19 protein-coding genes and 1 pseudogene are annotated in these 21,726 nt (G+C 35.0%); 5 read left to right on the top strand and 15 right to left on the bottom strand.

Translation table 11 applies throughout. The features are described from left to right. Positions 1-65: 65 nt before the first annotated feature. The 4 genes from ACZ9HT_RS01160 to ACZ9HT_RS01145 form a co-directional block, all read right to left on the bottom strand. Positions 66-1,331: a DUF2851 family protein gene (locus tag ACZ9HT_RS01160; RefSeq protein ID WP_476038596.1), complete on the bottom strand. Its 1,266-nt coding sequence runs from the start codon at positions 1,329-1,331 to the stop codon at positions 66-68. Between the two features lie 104 nt (positions 1,332-1,435). Next, positions 1,436-1,813 carry a GxxExxY protein gene (locus tag ACZ9HT_RS01155; RefSeq protein WP_476038595.1) on the bottom strand — a complete coding sequence of 126 codons (378 nt, stop codon included), beginning with the start codon at positions 1,811-1,813 and terminating at the stop codon, positions 1,436-1,438. 97 nt (positions 1,814-1,910) lie between these two features. Next, on the bottom strand, positions 1,911-3,044 hold the full coding sequence (bshA, locus tag ACZ9HT_RS01150) for an N-acetyl-alpha-D-glucosaminyl L-malate synthase BshA (protein ID WP_476038594.1): 1,134 nt from the start codon (positions 3,042-3,044) through the stop codon (positions 1,911-1,913). A gap of 26 nt (positions 3,045-3,070) precedes the next feature. Continuing rightward, complete coding sequence (locus ACZ9HT_RS01145) at positions 3,071-4,810, bottom strand: glycoside hydrolase family 3 protein (protein WP_476038593.1); 1,740 nt, start codon at positions 4,808-4,810, stop codon at positions 3,071-3,073. 112 nt (positions 4,811-4,922) lie between these two features. Here ACZ9HT_RS01145 and ACZ9HT_RS01140 point away from each other — a divergent pair, with 112 nt between their 5' ends. Together ACZ9HT_RS01140 and deoD are read left to right on the top strand one after the other, a co-directional pair. Further along, complete coding sequence (locus tag ACZ9HT_RS01140; RefSeq protein WP_476038592.1) at positions 4,923-5,408, top strand: hypothetical protein; 486 nt, start codon at positions 4,923-4,925, stop codon at positions 5,406-5,408. Positions 5,409-5,543: 135 nt separating this feature from the next. Then, on the top strand, positions 5,544-6,251 hold the full coding sequence (gene deoD / locus ACZ9HT_RS01135; protein WP_476038591.1) for a purine-nucleoside phosphorylase: 708 nt from the start codon (positions 5,544-5,546) through the stop codon (positions 6,249-6,251). Between the two features lie 44 nt (positions 6,252-6,295). On the opposite strand, the gene ribA is transcribed toward deoD, so the two are convergent. From ribA to ACZ9HT_RS01090, 9 genes and pseudogenes are all read right to left on the bottom strand, one after another. Next, positions 6,296-6,898, bottom strand: a complete 603-nt coding sequence (gene ribA / locus ACZ9HT_RS01130; RefSeq protein WP_476038590.1) for a GTP cyclohydrolase II — start codon at positions 6,896-6,898, stop codon at positions 6,296-6,298. Between the two features lie 9 nt (positions 6,899-6,907). After that, entirely contained in the window at positions 6,908-7,375 is a 468-nt protein-coding gene (locus ACZ9HT_RS01125) for a hypothetical protein (protein WP_476038589.1), read from the bottom strand. Continuing rightward, positions 7,356-7,982 carry a DUF4254 domain-containing protein gene (locus tag ACZ9HT_RS01120; RefSeq protein WP_476038588.1) on the bottom strand — a complete coding sequence of 209 codons (627 nt, stop codon included), beginning with the start codon at positions 7,980-7,982 and terminating at the stop codon, positions 7,356-7,358. The genes ACZ9HT_RS01125 and ACZ9HT_RS01120 overlap by 20 nt, the downstream gene beginning before the upstream one ends. A 90-nt stretch (positions 7,983-8,072) precedes the next feature. Further along, positions 8,073-8,246: pseudogene (gene tatA / locus ACZ9HT_RS01115) on the bottom strand (twin-arginine translocase TatA/TatE family subunit); the annotation flags it as partial. A 32-nt stretch (positions 8,247-8,278) separates the two neighbouring features. Then, the gene (locus ACZ9HT_RS01110) at positions 8,279-9,862 is read right to left on the bottom strand and encodes a murein hydrolase activator EnvC family protein (RefSeq protein ID WP_476038587.1); all 1,584 of its coding nucleotides are present in this window, start codon (positions 9,860-9,862) and stop codon (positions 8,279-8,281) included. Beyond that, on the bottom strand, positions 9,859-10,650 hold the full coding sequence (lolB1, locus tag ACZ9HT_RS01105; protein WP_476038586.1) for a lipoprotein insertase outer membrane protein LolB1: 792 nt from the start codon (positions 10,648-10,650) through the stop codon (positions 9,859-9,861). The genes ACZ9HT_RS01110 and lolB1 overlap by 4 nt, the downstream gene beginning before the upstream one ends. Before the next feature lie 93 nt (positions 10,651-10,743). Continuing rightward, the gene (locus ACZ9HT_RS01100) at positions 10,744-11,772 is read right to left on the bottom strand and encodes a sugar phosphate nucleotidyltransferase (RefSeq protein ID WP_476038585.1); all 1,029 of its coding nucleotides are present in this window, start codon (positions 11,770-11,772) and stop codon (positions 10,744-10,746) included. A gap of 51 nt (positions 11,773-11,823) precedes the next feature. Beyond that, the gene (gene dut / locus ACZ9HT_RS01095; protein WP_476038584.1) at positions 11,824-12,255 is read right to left on the bottom strand and encodes a dUTP diphosphatase; all 432 of its coding nucleotides are present in this window, start codon (positions 12,253-12,255) and stop codon (positions 11,824-11,826) included. Position 12,256: 1 nt separating this feature from the next. After that, on the bottom strand, positions 12,257-13,708 hold the full coding sequence (locus ACZ9HT_RS01090; RefSeq protein WP_476038583.1) for an oligosaccharide flippase family protein: 1,452 nt from the start codon (positions 13,706-13,708) through the stop codon (positions 12,257-12,259). Between the two features lie 286 nt (positions 13,709-13,994). On the opposite strand from ACZ9HT_RS01090, the gene ACZ9HT_RS01085 reads away from it, so the two are divergent. Together ACZ9HT_RS01085 and ACZ9HT_RS01080 are read left to right on the top strand one after the other, a co-directional pair. After that, positions 13,995-15,329 (top strand): dihydroorotase, encoded by a 1,335-nt coding sequence (locus ACZ9HT_RS01085; RefSeq protein ID WP_476038582.1) that lies wholly within the window; start codon positions 13,995-13,997, stop codon positions 15,327-15,329. A gap of 178 nt (positions 15,330-15,507) precedes the next feature. Further along, entirely contained in the window at positions 15,508-18,435 is a 2,928-nt protein-coding gene (locus ACZ9HT_RS01080; RefSeq protein WP_476038581.1) for a M16 family metallopeptidase, read from the top strand. A gap of 52 nt (positions 18,436-18,487) precedes the next feature. Here the strand turns inward: ACZ9HT_RS01080 and ACZ9HT_RS01075 are convergent, their stop codons facing one another. Together ACZ9HT_RS01075 and ACZ9HT_RS01070 are read right to left on the bottom strand one after the other, a co-directional pair. Beyond that, entirely contained in the window at positions 18,488-19,093 is a 606-nt protein-coding gene (locus ACZ9HT_RS01075) for an HNH endonuclease (protein WP_476038580.1), read from the bottom strand. Between the two features lie 5 nt (positions 19,094-19,098). Next, positions 19,099-20,244: an AAA family ATPase gene (locus ACZ9HT_RS01070; protein WP_476038579.1), complete on the bottom strand. Its 1,146-nt coding sequence runs from the start codon at positions 20,242-20,244 to the stop codon at positions 19,099-19,101. Positions 20,245-20,773: 529 nt separating this feature from the next. Here ACZ9HT_RS01070 and ACZ9HT_RS01065 point away from each other — a divergent pair. Beyond that, entirely contained in the window at positions 20,774-21,655 is an 882-nt protein-coding gene (locus ACZ9HT_RS01065) for an SDR family oxidoreductase (protein ID WP_476038578.1), read from the top strand. The last annotated feature ends 71 nt before the right edge of the window (positions 21,656-21,726 follow it).

Below are 21,726 nucleotides of genomic sequence, written 5' to 3'. Positions count from 1 at the left end.
TTATTAAATTCCAAAAGGGTTTAAAAGATTGTGAAGTTTGTCAGACTTAATCCTTTATTCTGTCTCTAGTTATTTCGCAGAAGCTGGAATCCAATACTGCAGTTTAAACAGTTCTTTTTCTCGCAGAAATTTTTGTAATGAAAAAGTAGGGCCTGAGTTTCCAGTGCATTTTCAACTTTTACGTTTAAAGAAATCCAGCCATCGACAATGGTGTTTTTTTCCGGAGAAATCTTTCGATAAAAATTAATGATCTCCCCGGCTATATTTTCATCGAAATTTTTGTGATAGGTATACTTTAATGGCAAAATCGCATTGATTAAAATTAGATCAACGAAATCCTTCGTTAAAAACTTTTCACCTTCCACCGGGGATATTTTGCCGAAATTAAAACGGTTATTCCAGAATTCGCTTGCTTTAACCGTTTCGAAAATTTTATAAATCTCCTCAACTTTTTTTGCCGCCATTAACTTTGAAAACAAACTTTGATTCAGATGATACAATGACGCCAGTTGCGAAAGCCGGATAGTAGGGAAGTTGGGTGGACGCAGTTTTGAAAATTTAGGAGTAAAGCGAACATCTGGAAGTTGATATTTTACAATTAGAAAGTCAAATTCCCGTCTCCAGATCTTCGTTTGCTCTTCCTGAGGTTTTTCCAGCCAACTGCTCATTCCAAAGAAAAGCGCTTCTAGTTGTGTTTGATTTTGACGAACTTTATTAACAACAGAAAAATCCAGACTTTCGGCGATCTGCTTAAATATCTGTGCGTTTACCTTTAAACCAAAAGCATAAGCCAGGTTTTGAAAAAGCACAGCTTCGTAATTATTTTTATTGAGGTGGAGCGCTTCTTCGATCTCGATTGATTTCTCGTCTAATTTTTTTAGCAGATTCTCTTCAAAGAAATTGAAAGGGATCTTTTTAACATCGAACAGGTTTGAACAGGGAATGAACTGATTTTCTTTGAGTAAAGATTCATATTTCCACAGCAGATTCTCGTCAATATAGTCTTTCAATTCAAGCGTGGGAATGTTTTTGTTATTCAGTTCTTCAACTTCAACATCATGAATAAAAACAGCGTGCAGGATCAGATTTTCAAATTCAGGATTGCCGGAATGTTGATGAAAAATATAATCGGAGGATCTAACGTGAAGCTCAATGTTTCCTGCTAAAACAAAATTTCCTGTTTTAATTTTACCGAAAAGAAAATCGGGACCGGAATCAAAATTCCACTTTCCAAAATCCAAAATTTCCAGATCATTTCCCGCCACATCTTTAAAATCAAAACTTTTGAAAATCTTGAAATTCCAGAGATATTGGAGGAGTTTTTCGTTCATGATTATTTCACGCTAGTTTCACGCAAAGGCGCAAAAGTTTTCGCAAAGATGAATTCAAAGAAATTATTCATTAGCGATGTCATAATATAGAAATCATATATGAATTAGAGATTATTTACAATTCTGTGGATGCCATGTTTTAGAATAACATTATTAAAATTGATTAGTAATCCTAACTTTAAATTTGAAAGTCTTAAATAAGTCAAGGTTTGAGCGAAATGTACAGGTGCTAAAGTTTCGATAGATTTCAATTCTATCAGCACTTTATTTTCTACTAGTAAATCAATTCTGAATCCTATGTCCTGCTGAATTTCTTTATAAATGAATGGCATTGGAATTTGTTGCTCTACTAAAAGATTGTTTTCTCTTAGATCATATGCAAGTGCAGTTTCATATACTGATTCAAGCAGTCCAGCACCAATATTTTTATGGAGTTGAATTGCTACACCAATAATTTTATAAGAAATTTCATTTTCAGTCATTTACAACATAATCTGAATTGCGGACTTTGCGCAGATCTTTGCGTCTTTGCGTGAAACAAAGTAACGAAGCAATTACGAGATAAAAACCGTGAAAAGACTATTTTTTGAAGTTGGCCAAAGTGTTTTCGTACATCTTTTCGTAGAGTGGAAGAATGTTTTTCAGATCAAATCTAAGCGCCTGTTCTTTTGCATTTTTTTTCATTTGAGCAAGAAGATTTTCGTCGCTTAACAGCTTGATCGTGTAGTTGCTCATGGCTTCTACATTCCCAATTTCCGCTAAAAATCCGGTTTCTCCCTGAATATTTACTTCTGGAATTCCACCCGCATTTGAGCTGATCACTGGAGTTTCCGCAGCCATTGCTTCTAAAGCGGCTAAACCAAAACTTTCCTGCTCTGATGGTAAGAGAAACACATCTGAAAGCTGCAGAACTTTGTAAAGATCATTGACTTTGCCTAACAAACGAACTTTATTAATTAAATCTGGGTGTTCTTCTAAGAACTGATTCACGACTTCCATATCCGGACCTTCGCCGATAATGATAAGTTTACAGTTGATTTTTTTCTGAACGTTTTTAAAAATTTCCAGAACTTCATCAACCCTTTTCACTGGTCGAAGATTGGAGACGTGAATTAATATTTTTTCATCCGGAGTCGCAAATTGGTTTCGTTGGCAAGCCGATTTATTGATGAACTCAGAGTTATCGATAAAATTGGTAATCACTTCAATATCCTTTTTAATATGAAAAAATTGAAGCGTATCTTTTTTCAAACTTTCAGAAACTGAAGTGATGGTATCTGATTGGTTGATAGAGAATTCTACCGCATGTTTATAACTAGGGTGTTGACCAACCAGAGTGATATCGGTTCCGTGAAGTGTTGTGACCAAAGGAATATCTTTTCCTTCTTCCTTCAGCATTTGTTTCGCTGTGAAGGCAGCATAAGCATAAGGAATTGCGTAATGAGCATGCAGAATATCCAGTTTATATAAATTAACAACCCGGAAGATCATTGAAGAAAGTGCAATGTCGTAAGGTTGATATTGAAAAAGCGGATACGTTTGAACGTTGACTTTATGGAAAAATATATTGGGATTGGTAATGTCTAATCTCGCGGGTAAGGCTGAACTGATAAAATGTACTTCGTAGCCTTTATTGGCAAGAGCCATACCCAATTCTGTAGCAACGATGCCACTTCCGCCGTAAGTTGGATAACAGAGAATTCCGATTTTCATAGGTTTAAATATTTTTAAAATTGAAATTACTCAATTGAAGTTTTTGTATTGTCTTTAAAATTAATTTTAGAGGAAGCATTCAAATTGATTCCCATTCCGGCTTTTAAATCATTATTGACTAAAACTGGAAGTTTTCCGGAAATTCTTGTTCGCCCGTTTAGTGCTTTTGCCGTTGCAGTCATTGAATCATCATTGTTCTCGAAAGAAACTAAAACGGTAGAAACTTTAGAAATGTCAATATCTTTTAGAGCATAAGCCGAGCCAAAAACGTTTAAAATAATGTTTTGATTTTTGCTTAAATCAGCCAGTACTTTTTTACTTTCTGAAGAAATTTTGTAAGGTTTGTAGGCTGTAGAATTATCTTTGTGAAAACCAATGATTACTTTTGAATTAGAGGGAATTGTAGATATTTCAGACACTTTCTTTACGATTACCGTCGTATTTAAATTTAACTGATCCAGGAAAGTTTGATAAGGCGCTTCCTCCAAAGGAACATAATAGTAAGTTTCCTTACAATCTAATGGCAACAGTTTTTTCTCATCTTTCAATAAAGTTAAGGCATTGCTGTATAAGTTTTGAACTAAAGTTTTATGTGAATCGTTATTGAGATCTTCATTAATGTTTTCAGGATTTCTCGGTTCATATTTCGTCAAACCTAAAAAATATTTGGTGAGAAGAATTTTCTTTACGCTTTCTTCAACACGATCTTGAGAAATTTCTTTCTGATCAATCGCTAATTGAATTAAGCGTTTTCCTTCCTTTACACCATCAGAAAAAAGCATAATATCATTTCCTGCTTCAAAGGCGAGCGCATCTAATTCTCCCGGTTTGTAACGTTTCGCAACTGCTCCCATGTTTAAAGCATCAGTAATGATCAGACCTTTATAGCCATATTTTTCTTTTAAAAGTCCCGTAATGATATTTTTAGAAACCGAAGCAGGAACTCCTTTTCCACTTTCTAAAGCAGGGACATATAAATGAGCCACCATCACGCCACCAATTCCTTTATCCATTAAAGCTTTAAAAGGCGCTAACTCAATTTCCGTAAGTCTTTTCAAATTGTGAGAAACTACAGGAAGATCTAAGTGCGAATCAGTATTTGTGTCGCCATGTCCGGGAAAATGTTTGATGGCTGCTAAAATATTATTATCCTGTAAACCATTAGAATAAGCGAGTCCGGAACTCACCACATTTGAAACCTCTGAACCGAAACTTCTATTCCCAATAATCGGATTATCAGGATTGGTATTTACATCAACCACAGGTGCGAAATCCCAGTTAATTCCCATTCGCTTACAGTCTTCGGCAATTTTAGCTGCCATTTCTGTAATCAAATTCTTATCCTGAATTGCGCCCAAAGTCATTGCCCAGGGAAATTTATGTGCCGTTGCAATTCTTTGAAAAACTCCCCATTCAGCGTCCATTCCGATCATTAGCGGAACTTTTGATTTGGTTTGAAATTCGTTGACCAAATTTATTTCTTTTACCGCGTCGTCCTGCATTAAAATTAAACCTCCGATTTGTTCGTTGACTACAATATTCCTTACATTATTAATGAAGTCGTCGCCTTTGTTTGTATACAATGCAACAATAAATAATTGACCTAATTTTTGGTCTTGCGTCAAGGAATTGTACGTTTCATCTACCCAGTTGCGGGCTGCTTTCAATTCCGCTTTACTTAAGTTTTTTGGTTGATACTGGGCGGTAGTTTGTAAAGAAAACAGGAGAAATAATATAAGAAGGATTTGACTTTTGATGTTTTTCATTATCTAAATTATGATGGATAACAAAAATACAATTTTTAATTTGTAGATTTTGAATTTAATGGCATGCATCTTGAAATAATCAGAAACAATTAATCTTTTAAAAATTTATAAAATGAAAAAATATTTTACAGTATTGCTTATGGCACTTTTTGCATTTGGAGCAGTAAGTTGCAGAGATAATGAAGTTGTGAATACAGACACCTATTCTAAAATGACGGATATTACAGCGAACTTTAATGCCGGAAATTCTTATTCTGTATCTCAGGGTTTAAGCATTAACAGTACCGATGTTGTTCTTGTTTACAGACAATCTGGTGTTGATAATGGGAATCCCATCTGGCAACAAATTCCGAGAACTTTATTTTTAACTGAAGGAGAATTGGATTTCGATTTTGATTTTACTCAAAATGATGTGGTTATAAAAGCTGGTGGAACAATTAACTTTTCTACACAAACCCAAACTTTTATCACGGATTATTTGACTAATCAAAGGTTCAGAATTGTATTAGTTCCTGCATCACAAGGTAAAAATGCACAAGTTGATTACAGCGATTATAACAGCGTGATCAAATTTTATAACATTCCAGACAGAAAATAATAAGTTTTGATCTTAATAACAGAAAGTCCAGTGAAATTCGCTGGACTTTTTTTATTCAATTAAAAATCATGTGGCGAAAACTTTAATTACGTTCAGAATTTCTTACATTTAAAATTCAATATAAAAATTACTATTATGAGTGTTCACATTGCTGCAAAAAAAGGAGAAATTGCGAAAACCGTTTTACAACCCGGAGATCCTTTGCGCGCAAAATATATCGCCGATAACTTTTTGGAAGAGGTGAAATTGGTCAGCCAGACAAGAAATATTTTCTACTTCACCGGGAAATATAAAGGAAAAGAAATTTCGGTAGGAGCGAGTGGAATGGGAATCCCAAGCATAGGAATTTATTCCTACGAATTATTTACAGAGTTTGATGTGGAGACCATTATTCGGATTGGAACTTGCGGAGCATACACGGCTGATCTAAAGCTTTTTGATCTATTGAATGTTGAATTTTCTGCCAGTGAATCTACCTATGCAAAGTATGCCTGGGGAATTGAAGGCGATCTGATTTCTCATCAGGGTAAAGCTTTTGATTTAATTAATCAAACTGGAGAGGAATTAGGTTTAGAAATCAAACCAACTTACATTCACACCAGCGACATTTTTTATAGAAAGGAAACCAGTCTTCCCGAAGTTGCAGCAAAGTATAACTGTTCTGCTGTAGAAATGGAAGCTTTTGCACTGTTTGCAAATGCGCAACATTTAGGAAAAAATGCGGCTACTATTCTTACCGTTTCAGATATTATTCCGACCCATGAATTTATTTCGGCGGATGAAAGGGAAATAGCTTTAAAACCGATGATCGAGTTGGCGTTAGAAACCGCCTTGAAATTTTAAGAATTATTATCTTCAAAAAAATAACGCTGGGATTAATCTCAGCGTTATTTATTTTCTTCTTCTTTATCTAAAAGATGACCAAAATAATCTTTTTTCACCTTTAAATATCCTGCACTTTCTTCAGTGGAATGTATTTGTAAAGGAATTCTTTTGTTTAGCTTAATGTTGCTGTTCTCTACAACTTTTATCTTTTCAGGATTGTTGGTGAGCAAATTAATATCTGTCACGCCCAAAATATTGAGAATATCGATGGCTACAGAAAAATTTCTGTCATCTGCAGGAAGACCGAGTTCCAAATTCGCTTCTACCGTGTCGAAACCTTTTTCCTGTAATGAATATGCTTTTAATTTGTTGATGATTCCAATATTTCTGCCTTCCTGACGAAGATATACGATCATTCCTCCATTTTCGTGCATAAATTTCATAGAAGCATCTAACTGTTGTCCGCACTCACATTTCCGAGAGTGGAAAACCTCTCCTGTAATACATTCAGAATGAAAACGAACATTAACTGGTTGTGAAAAATCTGTATTTTCAGCGATAATTGCCATGTGGGGCATCCAATCACTTTCCTCTTCAGAAAAGGCGATCATCCGGAAATTTCCGTGCTCAGTGGGAACATTGGCTTCCGCTTGAATTTTCAACATTTGTAAAAATTAGTTTTTAAAGGTAGAGAGTGAATCTTTAGGAATATTGCTGTTGAGCAGCGAAATGTTTGTTTTTATGCGTACCAGATAACGGTTCAAAACTTCATCTTCGTCTTCATTCAGATATTTTCTGAGTTGCTGCAGTTTTTTGTAAGAGCTTTCGAATTTTTTTTCAGAATTTTGAAGTCCTTTTGAATTAAATTCGGCCATTGCTCCAATATAATCCTTAAGTTGATATTTTAAGTTGACAACTTCTTTATTAACAGCGTCACTTTTAAATTTAGGAAATGTCGCAATTAGATTTGTGATTTCTGAGGAATAAAAAATCAGGTTCTTTCTTTCACTCAGAGAATAGGTAAAATTTTGACTTGGTTCCCCCGAAACGGTGGCGCTAACCGGTGAAAGATTTATTTTTTCTACGGAACAGGATAGCGCAAAAAGGAACATTAAAATATAACTAAATTTTAGTTTGATCATTTTTCACATTTTGATAAAGGACCGGATTAAGACTGTCATCATTATACATTTTCATCTGCTTATAGATTTTCATCTTAATTCTACCGTTCTCAATATCAAAAAGCAACTGATTTATTGCTTCTGTCAAGTCTATCTTTTGTTCAAGTAAAACATTTAGTTTTTCTGAACATTTTTCTCTATGCGCTTCGCTCGCCGACACTCTGTTGGCTTCCAGTGACATATGATAAATTTTTAATGCTAAAATCGACAACCGGTCAAAAGCCCAGGCTAAGGTTTCGGTATTAATTTTAGCATCAGCATTTGGAGTTACATTTACAAATTTCTGCCAAAACCAACTATCTATGAACTCCACCAGATCAGTTCTTTGCTGATTGGAGGAGTCTATTGTTCTTTTGATTTTCAGAGCAGAATTGGGCTCTATGTTGGTGTCCCGAATAATATCTTCCAAATGCCATTGAACGGTATCAATCCAATTCTTTGCATACAAAAGCTGTTCCAAACTACCATTAGAGTAAGGGTTTTTTATGGGTGTATTAACATTATCAAAAAGATGATATTCTTTAATCGATTGGTTGAATATTTCCCAAGCAGTATCTGTAATGCTCATAAAAAGACAAGTTTAGTTCGTTGGCGTATTGTTGTTGTTCGTAGTTGTAGTTGTAGTTGTAGGGTTGTGAGGCGGAGGAGTAACTACAGGTTCTTCCGGAGATTTTTTATCTTCTTCTTTAACCGCATCTTTAAATTCTTTAATTCCAGAACCTAAACCTCTCATCATTTCAGGGATTTTTCTTCCTCCAAAAAGAATAAGTAAAATGATTGCAACGATTAATAAATGTTGCCATGAAAGTGCGAGTATCGCTAATGTTTGCATATTGTTGTTTTTACAAAGTTAATTTATATTTATTAATTGATCCAACCTAATGGATCTACTGGATTCGTTCCGTTCCAGATCTGAAAGTCTAAGGTGTACGTTCCGTCAAAATCTGCTCCTACAGCTCCAATCGACGTTCCTGCTGAAACTTGTTGGTTTGCTGAAACCATCGTGTTTGCAAGATTTGCATAAATGGTAAAGTAATCACCATGTTTTACAAAAACCATTTTAGTTCCGTCTCCGGAAGCAACTACACGTGAAACCGTTCCGGGCGCGACACATTTTGCAATGGTGCCTTTCTGAACCGCGATCTTGATCCCGTTATTTTCTTCCACAATATTTTTAAAAACAGGGTGTGGTTGTCTTCCAAATCGGTGCGTAATAGTTCCATACGCGGGCATTCCCATTTTTCCGCGATTGGCGGCGAAGTTATTTCCTACAGCGGCTGTAACGCCGTAACTGGTCATCGCTTTGGTTTCCGCTGCCTTCTTTTCATCATTACTCTTTTTCGTAAGACTTGCTTCGGCTTCTCTTGCGTCTGCTGCTTTTTCTGCTGCTGCCTTTGCATTTGCCGCTGCTATTCGTGCGTCGTTTGCGGCTGATATTCTTCGTGCTTCAGCTTTTTCTGCATCGGCTGCTTTCTTAGAATCTTCTGTTTTTTTAGAATCTGCCAACGCTGCAATTTTAGCACGTTCTGCTTCTTCGGCTGCTTTTTTATCAGAAATATCTTTTAGCCTTTTTGCTTCGTCATCCGCTTTCCTTTTTTCTAAAGCGAGCGTTTCTAAACGTGCTTTGTTTTCAGCTTCAATTTTTGCTTTTTCCCGGTCTGCAACAATTTTTGCCAAACGTATTTTTTCTGCTTCTATTTTTCTATTGGCCTCTTCCTTCGCTTTTGCTATTCTTATTTCGTCCGCGATAATCGAACGAATCTGACCTTCTAACTGCTTAGATTCCGTTTGCTTCTGCTTTAATTCTGCCGTCAGCTGAACTTCATTTTTCTTGAAGTCCTGAAGAAGATTTTCTTTCTGTTTCTTCTCCGCTTCTATGGTTAGCAAATCTTTTTGCTGGTTAGAAAGTATGGTTTCTTTATCTTTTGCTGATTTCTTCTTTAAAGCCACATTCTGAAGAAGTTCTCTGGCCACATCTGAAATTTCAGCTGCTTTTTTATCCTGATAATCGGAGTAATCCTTAAGATATTGAACTCTTCTTAACGCCTCACCGATATTTTTAGAGGACAAAATAAAGGTCACTTTATTCTGAACACCTTTATTTTTATAGGCTTTCACAAGAACTTCTGCATAGTTTTTACGTAAAACTGATAATTCTTTGTTCTGACGGTTGATCTCTAACTGACGCAGATAAATATCATCTTCAATAAGTCTTTTTTCTTTTTGAGTGTTGGTGTAAACCTTTTCACGAAGCTGGATTTTTTTGTTAACTTCATTCAAATAAGCGACAGAAAGTTTAGATTCAGTTTGGGTTTTTGCCAGATTCGCATTAATGGATGCAATTTGTTTTTTAAGTTCTACATTCTGCTTTTGAAGTTGTTCTTTTTTTTGTGAGAATAAAATCCCGCACAATAAAACTCCTATTAAAAAGCTTAATTTCTTAATCATTTGATCTCAGTTTTCGTATAATTATTGGGAACGGAGTACGGAGTATCCATTTTCGAACTCTCAAATCTCGTGTTTTCCAATAAAATTTGGCTTGTTTTTGTACCTTTTATTATTATTTTAACGTTTTTTGGCAATTTGATATCTTCAAAGCCTGTCCAATTAGAATACGAGATTTCTAGCTGGTTGGATTTATCTTTATTTTCTAAAATAACCTGATTCAAATCAAACTCGGGAGAATAATCCATGATCACGCTATATTCTGAAATTTCGCCCTGGCTTTCAAACTTCAAATTTTTTGAGGAACTTAATCGATATCCCTGCGCATTTTTTGTAAGAACAAAGTCTTTATCATTAATGGGCACGAAAGTGCGGCCAATCAATAAACTCTGCAACGAATTAAAATCAATGAAATTAACATTCAGTAAATTATTCAAGTACGAAAAATCGGATTCTATGTAAGTCTTATTCCACTTTTCATAGCCTTTAATTCCTTCCGGAGTTGCAATTCCACGTCCTACATTCAGGATAACCGCAACCATATTCATCCAGACTTTTTGCCCGTTTTCAATATAAATCGTAGCATCCAGAGTTGGAATGAAGCTGCCGTTTTCTACATTAACTTTAGAATTAATTTTCAGTTGCTGAAAGTTCGGCTTCTCTTTAATTTTATTGAAGAACGCAGTGTTTCCTAAAATGGGATTATTCGTCCCGACAGGATTTGTACCGGTTTTCGTTTTACAGGATACTACCAAAATCAGAGCAAGGAATAAAAGGATATATTTTTTCATATTTTTTTACTTCGGGCAAACTTTACAATATTAACGCCAAACCACACAAAATGTTTCTGTGTGGTTTGCGTAAAAAAGCTTGTTGTTGTCTTATTAATTACCGTTTTTGTTCGACAGGAAATCTAAGACAGAAAAATCACCCAGAGAAATTTCTCTTGCTACGCCAAAATATTGGGCAGAGTTACCGATCATTGAGTTGCTTAAATTACCATGGTCGATGGTGGTGTTCTCTTGAATTAATGAATTGTCGATGTTCGAATTAATAACCTTCGTGTTGTTGCCAATAGAAACTCCGGGTCCGATCTTCGAGTTAGACAGTTCTACGTTTTCACCAATAAAACACGGTGGAATAATTAAACAGTTTTCAATTTTAGCTGAAGCCGGATAATCCGCAACATTCTCTCTTTCGTACTCTAAAACCTTTGAATTCGTTTCTACTGTTGCGTTTTTATTACCACAATCCATCCAGTCATCTACCTTTCCAAGGGAGAATTTTGCACCTTTCTGACGAAGATTTTCCAGCGCGGTTGTCAGTTGATACTCACCACCTTGCTTAATATCATTATCCATGATATAATTAATTTCCGCCATCAATTTTTCTGCTGAATTAAAATAATAAATTCCAATAATAGCAAGGTCGGAAACGAAGGTCGTCGGTTTTTCAACAAAATCTGTAATAAATCCGGAGTCGTCTAACTTTACTACGCCAAAAGCGGAGGGATCATCCACTTTTTTCACCCAAATTACCCCATCTGCATTGGTATCCAGAATAAAATCTGCTTTAAATAAAGTGTCGGCAAAAGCGACAACAACATCACCTTGCATCGATGCTTCTGCACATTTAATTGCATGAGCGGTTCCGAGCGGTTCGTCCTGAGTATAAACAGTTCCTTCTGCTCCCAATTTTTCAGCGATCTTAATTAAAGAGGCTTCCACTTCAGGTCCGAAATCACCAATAATAAAGGCAATTTCATCAATTTTTTCTCCCGCAACTTTGGTAATATCTTCCACCAAACGCTGTACAATTGGTTTACCTGCGATCGGAATTAAAGGTTTTGGAACAGTTAAAGTATGAGGTCTTAATCTGGAACCTCGTCCAGCCATAGGAACAATAATTTTCATAATTTCTTAAATATTTTCTGCTAAAAAATTAGCAATTTATTTTTTATATTTTTATTTCGAAGTGCTGCCAAATCCACCTTCTCCGCGTGATGTTTCAGCTAAGACAGAAACTTCAACTAATTCTGCGGTTTCATATTTTGCGATCACCATTTGTGCAATTCGGTCACCACTGGCAATACTAAAATCCGTCGCCGACAAATTTACTAAAATAACGCCAACTTCTCCTCTGTAATCTGCATCGATGGTTCCGGGAGCATTAAGAACGGTAATTCCATTTTTTATGGCTAAACCACTTCTCGGTCTGATCTGAGCTTCAACTCCTGCCGGAAGTTCAAGAAATAAACCCGTAGGAATTAATCTTCTTTCCAGTGATTTCAAAGTAATGCTTGCCTCAAGATTGGCGTAAAGATCCATTCCTGCCGAAAGTTCTGTCTGGTATTTTGGTAAGGGATGTTCGGATTTATTGATGATTTTTATCTGCATATTAAGTTTGTCTAATTTTTCTTAAAGTATCTTTTTCAAAGTAAAAAACAATGGCTAAAAATACCACTAATAATAAATTTCCTATAATTAAATTGCCATTCAGAACATAATAAGAAACTACTGAAAACAGGATGCTTAAACCCAAATATCCAATAATTTTTTTCATGTGATAAGGAACGGGATAAAAATATTGGCCAAGGAAATAGGAAACGATCATCATGGTGAGATAGCTGAAAAATGTGGCCCAGGTTGAAGCCCAATATCCATAAACCGGAATAAAATATAAGTTGATTCCAATCGTTACCGCAGCTCCAAGAACTGAGAGATATGCTCCAAATATAGTTTTGTCGGAAAGTTTGTACCAAACCGACATATTCAAATAAATTCCTAAAAATACCGCTGCCATTAAAACGATTGGTACAATTGGAATTCCTTCATTATAAGCCGGATTTGAGAGGTAAAGTTTCGCCAGCCAGTTCAGATTAACACATAACGCAAGCAGAATAATACAATTTACAATCACGAATAAATCCATCAACTTGGCGTATGATCGACCGGAGTTTTCGTTTTTTGCATGCGAGAAAAAGAAAGGTTCAATTCCTAATAAATAAGCTTGTCGGAATAGCGTTAAGAAAGTCACGATTTTACAAACTGCGCCATAAATAGCCATTTGTTCGGTATTCGTTCCGTCAGGTAAAAGATATTTTAAAAACTGCCGATCCATGGTTTCATTGATGACTCCAGCCAGACCTGCGATGGTGATTGGCCAGGAATAAGCCATCATTTTTTTCCAAAGTTGCCAGTCAAAAGCCGCGATCCGCACCGATTTTATTTCCTGAGCAAGCAATAAGAAAGTTACCGCACTTGCTGCTAAATTAGCGACGAAGACATATCCAATTCCGAAATTCTTATTGTAAGATAAACCTAAAATGCCTTCGTTTCCAAGCTTTGGTAAGATCACTATGAAGAAAACGACCAGCACAAAATTGATGACACCGTTGATGATTTTGATGATCGCAAACTTTTTCGGGCGACCCGTTTTTCTTAAGATCACAAAAGGCATTGTAGAAAGTCCATCTAAACCCAAAACGAAAAGCATCATCGTTAAAAGATTAATCTGATCAGGCGTTTTGAAGGCGATTGCTAAATCCTGCCGAAAGATATAAGCAAACAGCATAAAAAGAACAGAAGCCACCACCACGCTTATCGTAGCAGTCGAAATTAATTTTTTTGTGTCTTCTTCTTTTTCTGCAAAACGGAAAAATGTAGTTTCCATTCCGTGAGAGAGTAAAACGATGATGATCCCCGCAACCGAATAAAAATCAATAAACGGCGCCAAATAAGAAGGACCAAAAGCGTGGGTGACAAAAGGACTGATGATAAAAGGAAACAGCCGAATGATAACGGTGCTTAATCCATAAATCGCCGTTTGTCCCAATAATTTTTTATACAAAATCTCTGAATTTCTGCAAATATAAATAAATAGATTTGAGATTTGAAATCAACAAGAATTAACAAATGCTTTTTTACCACAAATGTTCGAATCAAATTTTCGGAATACATTAGTTATGGAAAAATTAAAATTAGTGTATTCGTGGTTTCAATTCACCATCTAAATTTCAACAGCTTTTGAATAAAAAAGGAATAAGTGTTTTCCGCTTTAAAATATTAAATTTGTGAAACTTGATTGCCAAAAGCCAATCTCAATTTTCAATCTACTAAATCTCATTCTCCATAAAATGAAAATTCTAATTAAAAACGCCAAGATCGTTAATGAAAATCAAATTTTTGAAAGCGATCTTCTTATCGAAAATGATTTAATTTCTAAAATTGAGAAAAATATTTCGGAAGAAAATGTGGATGAAATTATTGATGCTACAGGAAAATATCTTTTACCCGGAATTATTGATGATCAAGTTCATTTTCGCGAACCGGGTTTAACCTGGAAAGGCGATATCGAAAGTGAATCAAGAGCTGCGATTGCAGGTGGAATTACGAGTTTTATGGAACAACCGAATACGGTACCAAATGCCGTTACTCAAGTATTATTAGAAGATAAATATAAAATTGCCGCGGAAAAATCATTTGCCAATTATTCCTTTTTAATGGGCGGAACGAATGATAACCTCGAGGAAGTCTTAAAAACCAATCCCCGAAATGTGGCTGGAATTAAATTATTTCTCGGTTCCTCCACCGGGAATATGCTGATTGATAATCCCGAAACTTTAGAAAAGATTTTCCGCAGCACCAAAATGCTAATCGCCGTTCATTGCGAAGATGAAGCGACCATCAGAAAAAATACAGAGATCTTTAAAGAAAAATATGGCGACGATATTCCGGTGGAGTGTCATCATTTAATTCGAAGCGAAGAAGCGTGTTATATTTCTTCTTCAAAAGCAATTGAGTTGGCGAAGAAAACGGGAGCGAGATTGCACGTTTTCCATCTATCAACCGCAAAAGAAATGGACTTGTTCAGAAATGATATTCCTTTAAAAGATAAAATGATCACTGCCGAAGTTTGCGTTCATCATCTCACTTTTACGAATGAAGATTACCAAACAAAAGGAAATTTCATCAAATGGAATCCTGCCGTAAAAACTCAAAAAGACAAAGACGGATTGTGGGAAGCTTTGTTGGATGACCGAATTGATGTCATCGCAACCGATCACGCGCCACATAAATTGGACGAAAAATCTCAGAAATATTTGAAAGCGCCTTCTGGAGGTCCATTGGTTCAGCACGCTTTAAACGTGATGCTGGAAAACTTTAAAAATGAAAAGATTTCTTTAGAGAAAATCGTGGAGAAAATGTGCCATAATCCGGCAATTCTTTTTCAAATTGAAAAACGTGGCTACATTAAAGAAGGTTTTAAAGCAGATCTCGTTTTAATTGATTTAAATGGAAGTTACACCGTTTCAAAAGAAAATATTTTGGCAAAATGCGGTTGGAGTCCTTTTGAAGGAACTGAATTTCATTCTAAAATTACACACACATTCGTGAATGGTTTCCTGGCTTTTTCAGATGGAAAAGTTTCAGACGAAAAACACGGTGAAAGATTGCTTTTTGATAGATAATTCACTCCCAAATCCAAAAACGTTGACTTATTTTCGGAATCAAATCTAAAAAGGTTGAGATATTTTCGGAATCAAATTCAAAAAAGTTGTAATTTTTTTTGTCATTCTAACATTGAAATTCTAAATCATCTATACCATTTTACCAATAAATCCGTCTAATCCTTTAAATAAATAATTTATGTTTAAAAAACTCTCCCTAGCAATTTTCATGTTGCTCTTTTCTCTGCAAACTTTTGCACAAAATAAATATGAGTGGAAAGAAGCGACCTCAAACGGTTACACCTATAAATATGTGACCAATGATCCGATGAGCGCCAGATTTTACACTTTGAAAAATGGCTTGACCGTTATTTTAAGTCCAACCAAAAAAGATCCCAGAATTCAGGCGTATGTTGCTGTGAAAGCGGGAAGCAAAACCGATCCGAGAACCAATACAGGTTTGGCGCATTATCTAGAACACATGGTTTTTAAAGGAACCGATAAATATGGTTCTCTGGACTGGGCGAAAGAAAAACCGGAATTAGATAAGATCGATGGGCTTTACGAGCAGTACAATAAAACCAAAGATGATGCGCAAAGAAAAGCGATCTACAAAAAAATTGATTCCGTTTCCGGAGTTGCAAGTAAATTTGCGATTGCGAATGAGTATGATAAAATGATGACTTCAATGGGAGCTCAAGGAACAAATGCCTTCACAAGTTTTGAGCAAACGGTTTATACCGATGATGTTCCGAGCAGTTCTTTGAATAAATATTTAGCGGTTCAGGGAGAACGTTTTCGCAATCCTGTTTTAAGAATTTTCCATACTGAGCTGGAGGCAGTTTACGAAGAAAAAAACAGAAGTTTAGACAGTGATAACAGCAAAGTTTTCGAAACTTTATTTGCAGACTTATTTAAAAATCACAACTACGGTCAGCAAACAACCATCGGAACGGTGGAAGATCTAAAGAATCCTTCTCTAATTGAGATCCGAAAATATTTCAACAATTATTATGTTCCCAACAATATGGGAATCATTTTATCGGGAGATTTTGATCCGGATGTTGTCATCGCGCAGATCGACAAAGATTTTGGGTACATGAAAAACAAACCCGTTTCGAAATATACCTTCACACCAGAAGTTGCCATCACGGCACCCATCGTCAAAGAAATCACCGGTCCGGATGCAGAAAATTTAACTATCGGTTTCCGATTACCCGGAAATAAAGACAAAGATGTTTTGATCGCTGATTTAGTAGGTCAAATCCTGACTAATGGTAAAGCAGGTTTAATGGATCTGAACCTGGTTAAAAAACAAAAATTATTACGCGCTTCCGCAGAAACTTTTACTTTGATCGATTACGGTGTTTTGTACATTAGTGCAGCTCCAACGAACGGACAAAGTTTAGATGAAGTAAAAACTTTAGTTTTAGGCGAGATCGATAATTTAAAGAAAGGAAATTTCGATGAAGATTTAATTACCTCGATCATTAATAACATCAAGAAAAATAAAATTTACGAATCCGAAAAATATGATGATCGCGCAGGTTCTTTGATGGATGCGTTCACTTCCGAGTTAAACTGGAGAGATCAGGTTGCTTATGTAAATGATCTTTCTAAGATTTCTAAAGCTGATATCGTCGCTTTTGCCAATAAATATTTGGGTGAAAATTATGTGGCGATCTTGAAGAGAAAAGGAGAATCTCCCGCTTCTCAGAAAATTGAAAAACCACAGATCACTCCGGTTGAAACAAACGCCGACAAACAATCTGCCTTTGTAAAAATGGTTGATGAAATGCCAAACAATCCTTCGACACCCGTATTTTTAGATTACAAAAAAGACATTCAGAAATCATTGTTAGGAAAAGCAGAAGTGCTTTACGTTCCTAATACCGACAATGAGATCTTCCGTTTGAAATACCGTTACAAGATCGGTTCTTTAAATGATTTGAAACAGCCACTTGCGGCGCAGTATCTTCAGTTTTTAGGAACCGATAAAATGTCTTCCGAAGAAATTTCGAAAGCGTTTTACAAGATCGCCTGCAATTTTACGGTTTCGACTGGCGAAGAGTACACGACTGTTTCCATCGAAGGTTTACAGGAAAATTTCGACAAAGCTGTGAAATTATACGAAGATCTTATTCAAAATGTAAAAGCAGATGATGTTGCTTTAAAAAGTTTGAAAGAAAGAATGGCAAAAGCACGTAAAGATGTAAAAGCCAGTAAATCTGCGATTCTGCAGGGATTAACAAGTTATGCTTTGTACGGTGAGAAAAATAAATTCAATAATGTTTTGAGTAATTCCGAGTTAGAAGCGACGACTTCTGCAGAATTGGTCAACCGAATTAAAAACCTCAATAACTACGAACAAACTGCTATTTATTACGGTCCAGCTTCCTTGAAAGAGTTAGACAGCAAACTGAAAACACTGCATAAAGTTCCGGCAAAATTCGCGGTAACAGATTCTACCAGAGTTTTCAAACAAACTGCACAAACCAAAAATAAAGTATTGTTTACCGATTACGACATGGTTCAAGCCGAAACGCGCTGGATCAGAAATACCGAAAATTACGATCCGAACAAAAACACCGTTGTAAAAGTTTTCAATAATTATTTTGGGGGCGGAATGGGTTCCATCGTTTTTCAGACCATCCGTGAAAGTAAAGCTTTGGCGTATTCCACTTACGGAGTTTACGTTCAGCCTCAGAAAAAAGATCAGGAATATTACATGATGAGCTATGTGGGAAGTCAGGCCGATAAATTCAATGACGCAACGACAGCGATGACTGAATTGTTGACCAAAATGCCTGATCTATCTCAGAATTTAATCCTGGCAAAAACGCAGGTGAAGAAAGATATTCAGACGGAAAGAATTACGCAGGATAATATTATTTTCAACTATTTGGCGGCGAAAGAATTAGGCTTGAATGAAGATCCACGAAAAAACATTTACAGCACTGTAGATAACATTAAAATGCACGATCTGAAAACTTTCCACGACACTAATTTCTCCGGAAAACCTTACACTTACGCGATTGTAGCGTCAGAAAAAAGAGTTCCGATGAAAGACCTGGAAAAATTGGGTGAGGTGAAGAAAATTTCTTTAGAAGAACTTTTCGGGTACTAAATTTTAAAAAATAATTGATACAGAAAACTGCTCCGTGATTGGAGCAGTTTTTTTAGATGTCGTTTAAAAAGTTTTGTAGGGTTTGCTCGATATCGGTAGGGATATATTCACTGAAATCCGTTCGGTTATATTCCACACCTTGAGCATAATTAAAATAATCCACTTCTAATTTTTGAAGGAGAAAGTAATCATAGGTGTATTTACCCTTATTTGATATAGGATTATATTTTATAATTTTTTTTTCATTTTTTATAATAACAAAATAATCCATATGATCATAATAATTATCAAAATTTGGATGAATAAAATGGTATTTTGATGAAATTTTGAAATCAGGTGTTATATTAGTAATATTTACGATAAAATCTGTATTATCGCCCTTTATATTCATATTACACCTTTTGCAAGCTACATTTAAATTGTCTGGTTCAAACATATAATCATGAAATTTTTTTTTGGGTAAAATATGTTCAATATCAATAACCATATAAAATTCACCATAAAAATTTTTACGACAATAGCAGCATTCGTAATTATTCTTGGTAAGATAATATTCTTTTAATTTTCTTTTTATGTCTTTAATAGCCTCATTATTCCAAATATCTCCACCTTCTTCTTTGCAATTCAAAATAATTTGCAATTCAATATCTGTATACATAACAATTAATTATCTTTAAATTTCCCTGCCAATTCAATTATACCGTTTAAAGCTTCAATTTGCTTTGTGTCATAAGAGTTATTAATAAATTCCCCAACAACTTCTTCAAATTCATAAAACTTTATTTTCTTTTCAGCTAATAGGTTAAATTCCGCGATAATTTTTTCTGATACAAACCTGTTTTCTGGTGTGGTAACATCAAAGTAGTTTTCATAGATTTCTTCAACATTAAGTAAATCACTTTTTTGCCTTATGAAATTATTAAATCCATTTCCCTTATAAATATTTGTAGATGGAACATTAACTTCCGCACCGTTAATAATTAGAGGAGAGTGGGTCGCAATTACAATTTTTGGTTCAAACAAATAGAATAAATCAAGTAACTGATTTACATATTCAATTTGCCATTTTGGATGTAAACTATTTTCGGGTTCGTCAATTAAAATCACAGAATTCTCATTGATATGAGCACTAATAAATATCAGCGAAGCAATTATTGATAATTCACCTGAGCTGGCACTATTTAACTCAAATCTTTGATCATCCTTAATTAAAATAATCTCAATGTTATTTAAAATTTTTAATTTTCGTAACCTATTTTCGAAATTAAGTATTTTAAGGAAAAATATATTTCTTAGATTCTCAAATTCGTTATTATCATAAAATTTTAAAATAAAAATATTTTCATTCTCAATTAGAAAGTCATCATACGCTCTATTTAAAAAATATAGTAGATCTTCTTTTTCATCACTATTAAATAAATCAGATTCAATAATTCGCTCTCTAAAATCCAAATCTAGTTTATTTATCTTGAATTCAATTCGAGGAGCGAAATTTATATATTCAAATACATTTCTTAAACGATTAAATGCTTTGAAATTTTCATTTTCTAATATTCTTAAAACATCTTTAATTGAGTCTCTAACAATATTTTTTCCTTTAGAATTTCTTAATATTTTTGCATTTGAACCTCTGATTGTAAATTTATCAAAAATTGTGTTTGCTATAGCAATTACGGTCCTCTGGTTGCTAATGTGTACTTTAGCAATTTCATTGAGATATGAGCTTTTACCACTTCCATTCACTCCCACTAGAATATTTACATCTTCTAATTTATTTACGTAGGTCAAAAGTTCATTTTCAAAATTCATAAATACCATTGTTTTAAAATTAATTCTAAATCACTACAATTTATAATGAGATTATATCAGCAATCCAATAATGGAAGGCCTTTGAAATCCTCACACATTTGCACCCGCTAAAATACTCAAAAAACCTCCTCAACCAACCATCACAATCCTTCTATATTACGAAATATAGCCAATCCACAGAAAATCTTTAGAATTAACTGAAATTTTGACCTCATATTTTACCACTTCAGCAACAATATTCGAAATCACAATAAGTCTAAAATTTTTATTGTAGAAAAAAACAAGATCTAACCTAATTAAGATTTCATCCGAAAACTTCCGCCACAAAAATCCTTCATGATCTTTTTTCACAACAATCATTTCTAAAAAATATTTGTGACTTTATGTTTAAAAAAATATCCTTCCTGTATTTAAAACATTGTCCCTCCAACCACAGAAAAAAAATGTTCATTTTAATTTGATATTCAATACATTTTATAAAATTTCTTGAGACGATAAATTAATCTTAAATTTAAATCAAAATTAAAATATGAATTTGTACACGCAACCAATGCTCAAAGAAGATGCATTAAAAGATAAAGTAGCCATCGTAACCGGTGGCGGAAGCGGGCTTGGAAAAGCAATGACCAAATATTTTCTGCAACTTGGCGCAAAAGTCGTCATCACTTCCCGTAATCTAGAAAAATTGCAAGCAACTGCAAAAGAACTAGAAGAGGAAACTGGTGGAAAAGTTTTGTGCGTTGCGTGTGACGTGAGAAATTGGGATGAGGTTGAAGCCATGAAAGACGCAGCGATCAAAGAATTCGGACAAATCGATATTCTCTTAAATAACGCTGCCGGAAATTTTATTTCACCCACAGAACGATTAACGCACTCCGCGTTCGATTCTATTTTAGACATTGTTTTAAAAGGCACCAAAAACTGCACACTTTCCATCGGGAAATACTGGATCGACAATAAAGTTCCCGGAACAGTTTTAAATATTGTCACCACTTACGCCTGGACAGGTTCTGCGTACGTTGTTCCGTCCGCTTGTGCAAAAGCCGGCGTTCTGGCAATGACCAGAAGTTTAGCTGTAGAGTGGGCAAAATATAATATTCGTTTCAACGCGATCGCACCCGGACCGTTTCCAACAAAAGGAGCCTGGGAAAGATTGCTACCCGGAGATCTCGCAGAAAAATTTGATATGACTAAAAAAGTCCCTTTAAGAAGAGTTGGTGATCATCAGGAACTGGCGAATCTTGCTGCTTATTTAGTTTCGGATTATTCAGCTTACATGAATGGTGAAGTCGTAACCATCGATGGTGGCGAATGGTTGCAGGGAGCAGGAGAATTCAATATGCTCGAAGAAATTCCGCAGGAAATGTGGGATATGCTGGAATCGATGATCAAGGCAAAGAAATCTAAATAGTCTTAAACAAAATAACATTTAAACCCAACATTTGTAACAATGTTGGGTTTATTTTTACTTATCCCTAAAAT

This window comes from Chryseobacterium sp. UYP7, from assembly GCF_056279225.1.
The sequence above is the reverse complement of the archived record's forward strand: the minus strand, read 5'-3'. Positions and strand labels throughout refer to the sequence as shown.

Coding starts and splice junctions, on each gene's coding strand:
- ACZ9HT_RS01160 (WP_476038596.1), bottom strand. CDS start 1,331: ATGAACGAAAAACTCCTCCAATATCTCTGGAATTTCAAGATTTTCAAA.
- ACZ9HT_RS01155 (WP_476038595.1), bottom strand. CDS start 1,813: ATGACTGAAAATGAAATTTCTTATAAAATTATTGGTGTAGCAATTCAA.
- bshA (WP_476038594.1), bottom strand. CDS start 3,044: ATGAAAATCGGAATTCTCTGTTATCCAACTTACGGCGGAAGTGGCATC.
- ACZ9HT_RS01145 (WP_476038593.1), bottom strand. CDS start 4,810: ATGAAAAACATCAAAAGTCAAATCCTTCTTATATTATTTCTCCTGTTT.
- ACZ9HT_RS01140 (WP_476038592.1), top strand. CDS start 4,923: ATGAAAAAATATTTTACAGTATTGCTTATGGCACTTTTTGCATTTGGA.
- deoD (WP_476038591.1), top strand. CDS start 5,544: ATGAGTGTTCACATTGCTGCAAAAAAAGGAGAAATTGCGAAAACCGTT.
- ribA (WP_476038590.1), bottom strand. CDS start 6,898: ATGTTGAAAATTCAAGCGGAAGCCAATGTTCCCACTGAGCACGGAAAT.
- ACZ9HT_RS01125 (WP_476038589.1), bottom strand. CDS start 7,375: ATGATCAAACTAAAATTTAGTTATATTTTAATGTTCCTTTTTGCGCTA.
- ACZ9HT_RS01120 (WP_476038588.1), bottom strand. CDS start 7,982: ATGAGCATTACAGATACTGCTTGGGAAATATTCAACCAATCGATTAAA.
- ACZ9HT_RS01110 (WP_476038587.1), bottom strand. CDS start 9,862: ATGATTAAGAAATTAAGCTTTTTAATAGGAGTTTTATTGTGCGGGATT.
- lolB1 (WP_476038586.1), bottom strand. CDS start 10,650: ATGAAAAAATATATCCTTTTATTCCTTGCTCTGATTTTGGTAGTATCC.
- ACZ9HT_RS01100 (WP_476038585.1), bottom strand. CDS start 11,772: ATGAAAATTATTGTTCCTATGGCTGGACGAGGTTCCAGATTAAGACCT.
- dut (WP_476038584.1), bottom strand. CDS start 12,255: ATGCAGATAAAAATCATCAATAAATCCGAACATCCCTTACCAAAATAC.
- ACZ9HT_RS01085 (WP_476038582.1), top strand. CDS start 13,995: ATGAAAATTCTAATTAAAAACGCCAAGATCGTTAATGAAAATCAAATT.
- ACZ9HT_RS01080 (WP_476038581.1), top strand. CDS start 15,508: ATGTTTAAAAAACTCTCCCTAGCAATTTTCATGTTGCTCTTTTCTCTG.
- ACZ9HT_RS01075 (WP_476038580.1), bottom strand. CDS start 19,093: ATGTATACAGATATTGAATTGCAAATTATTTTGAATTGCAAAGAAGAA.
- ACZ9HT_RS01070 (WP_476038579.1), bottom strand. CDS start 20,244: ATGAATTTTGAAAATGAACTTTTGACCTACGTAAATAAATTAGAAGAT.
- ACZ9HT_RS01065 (WP_476038578.1), top strand. CDS start 20,774: ATGAATTTGTACACGCAACCAATGCTCAAAGAAGATGCATTAAAAGAT.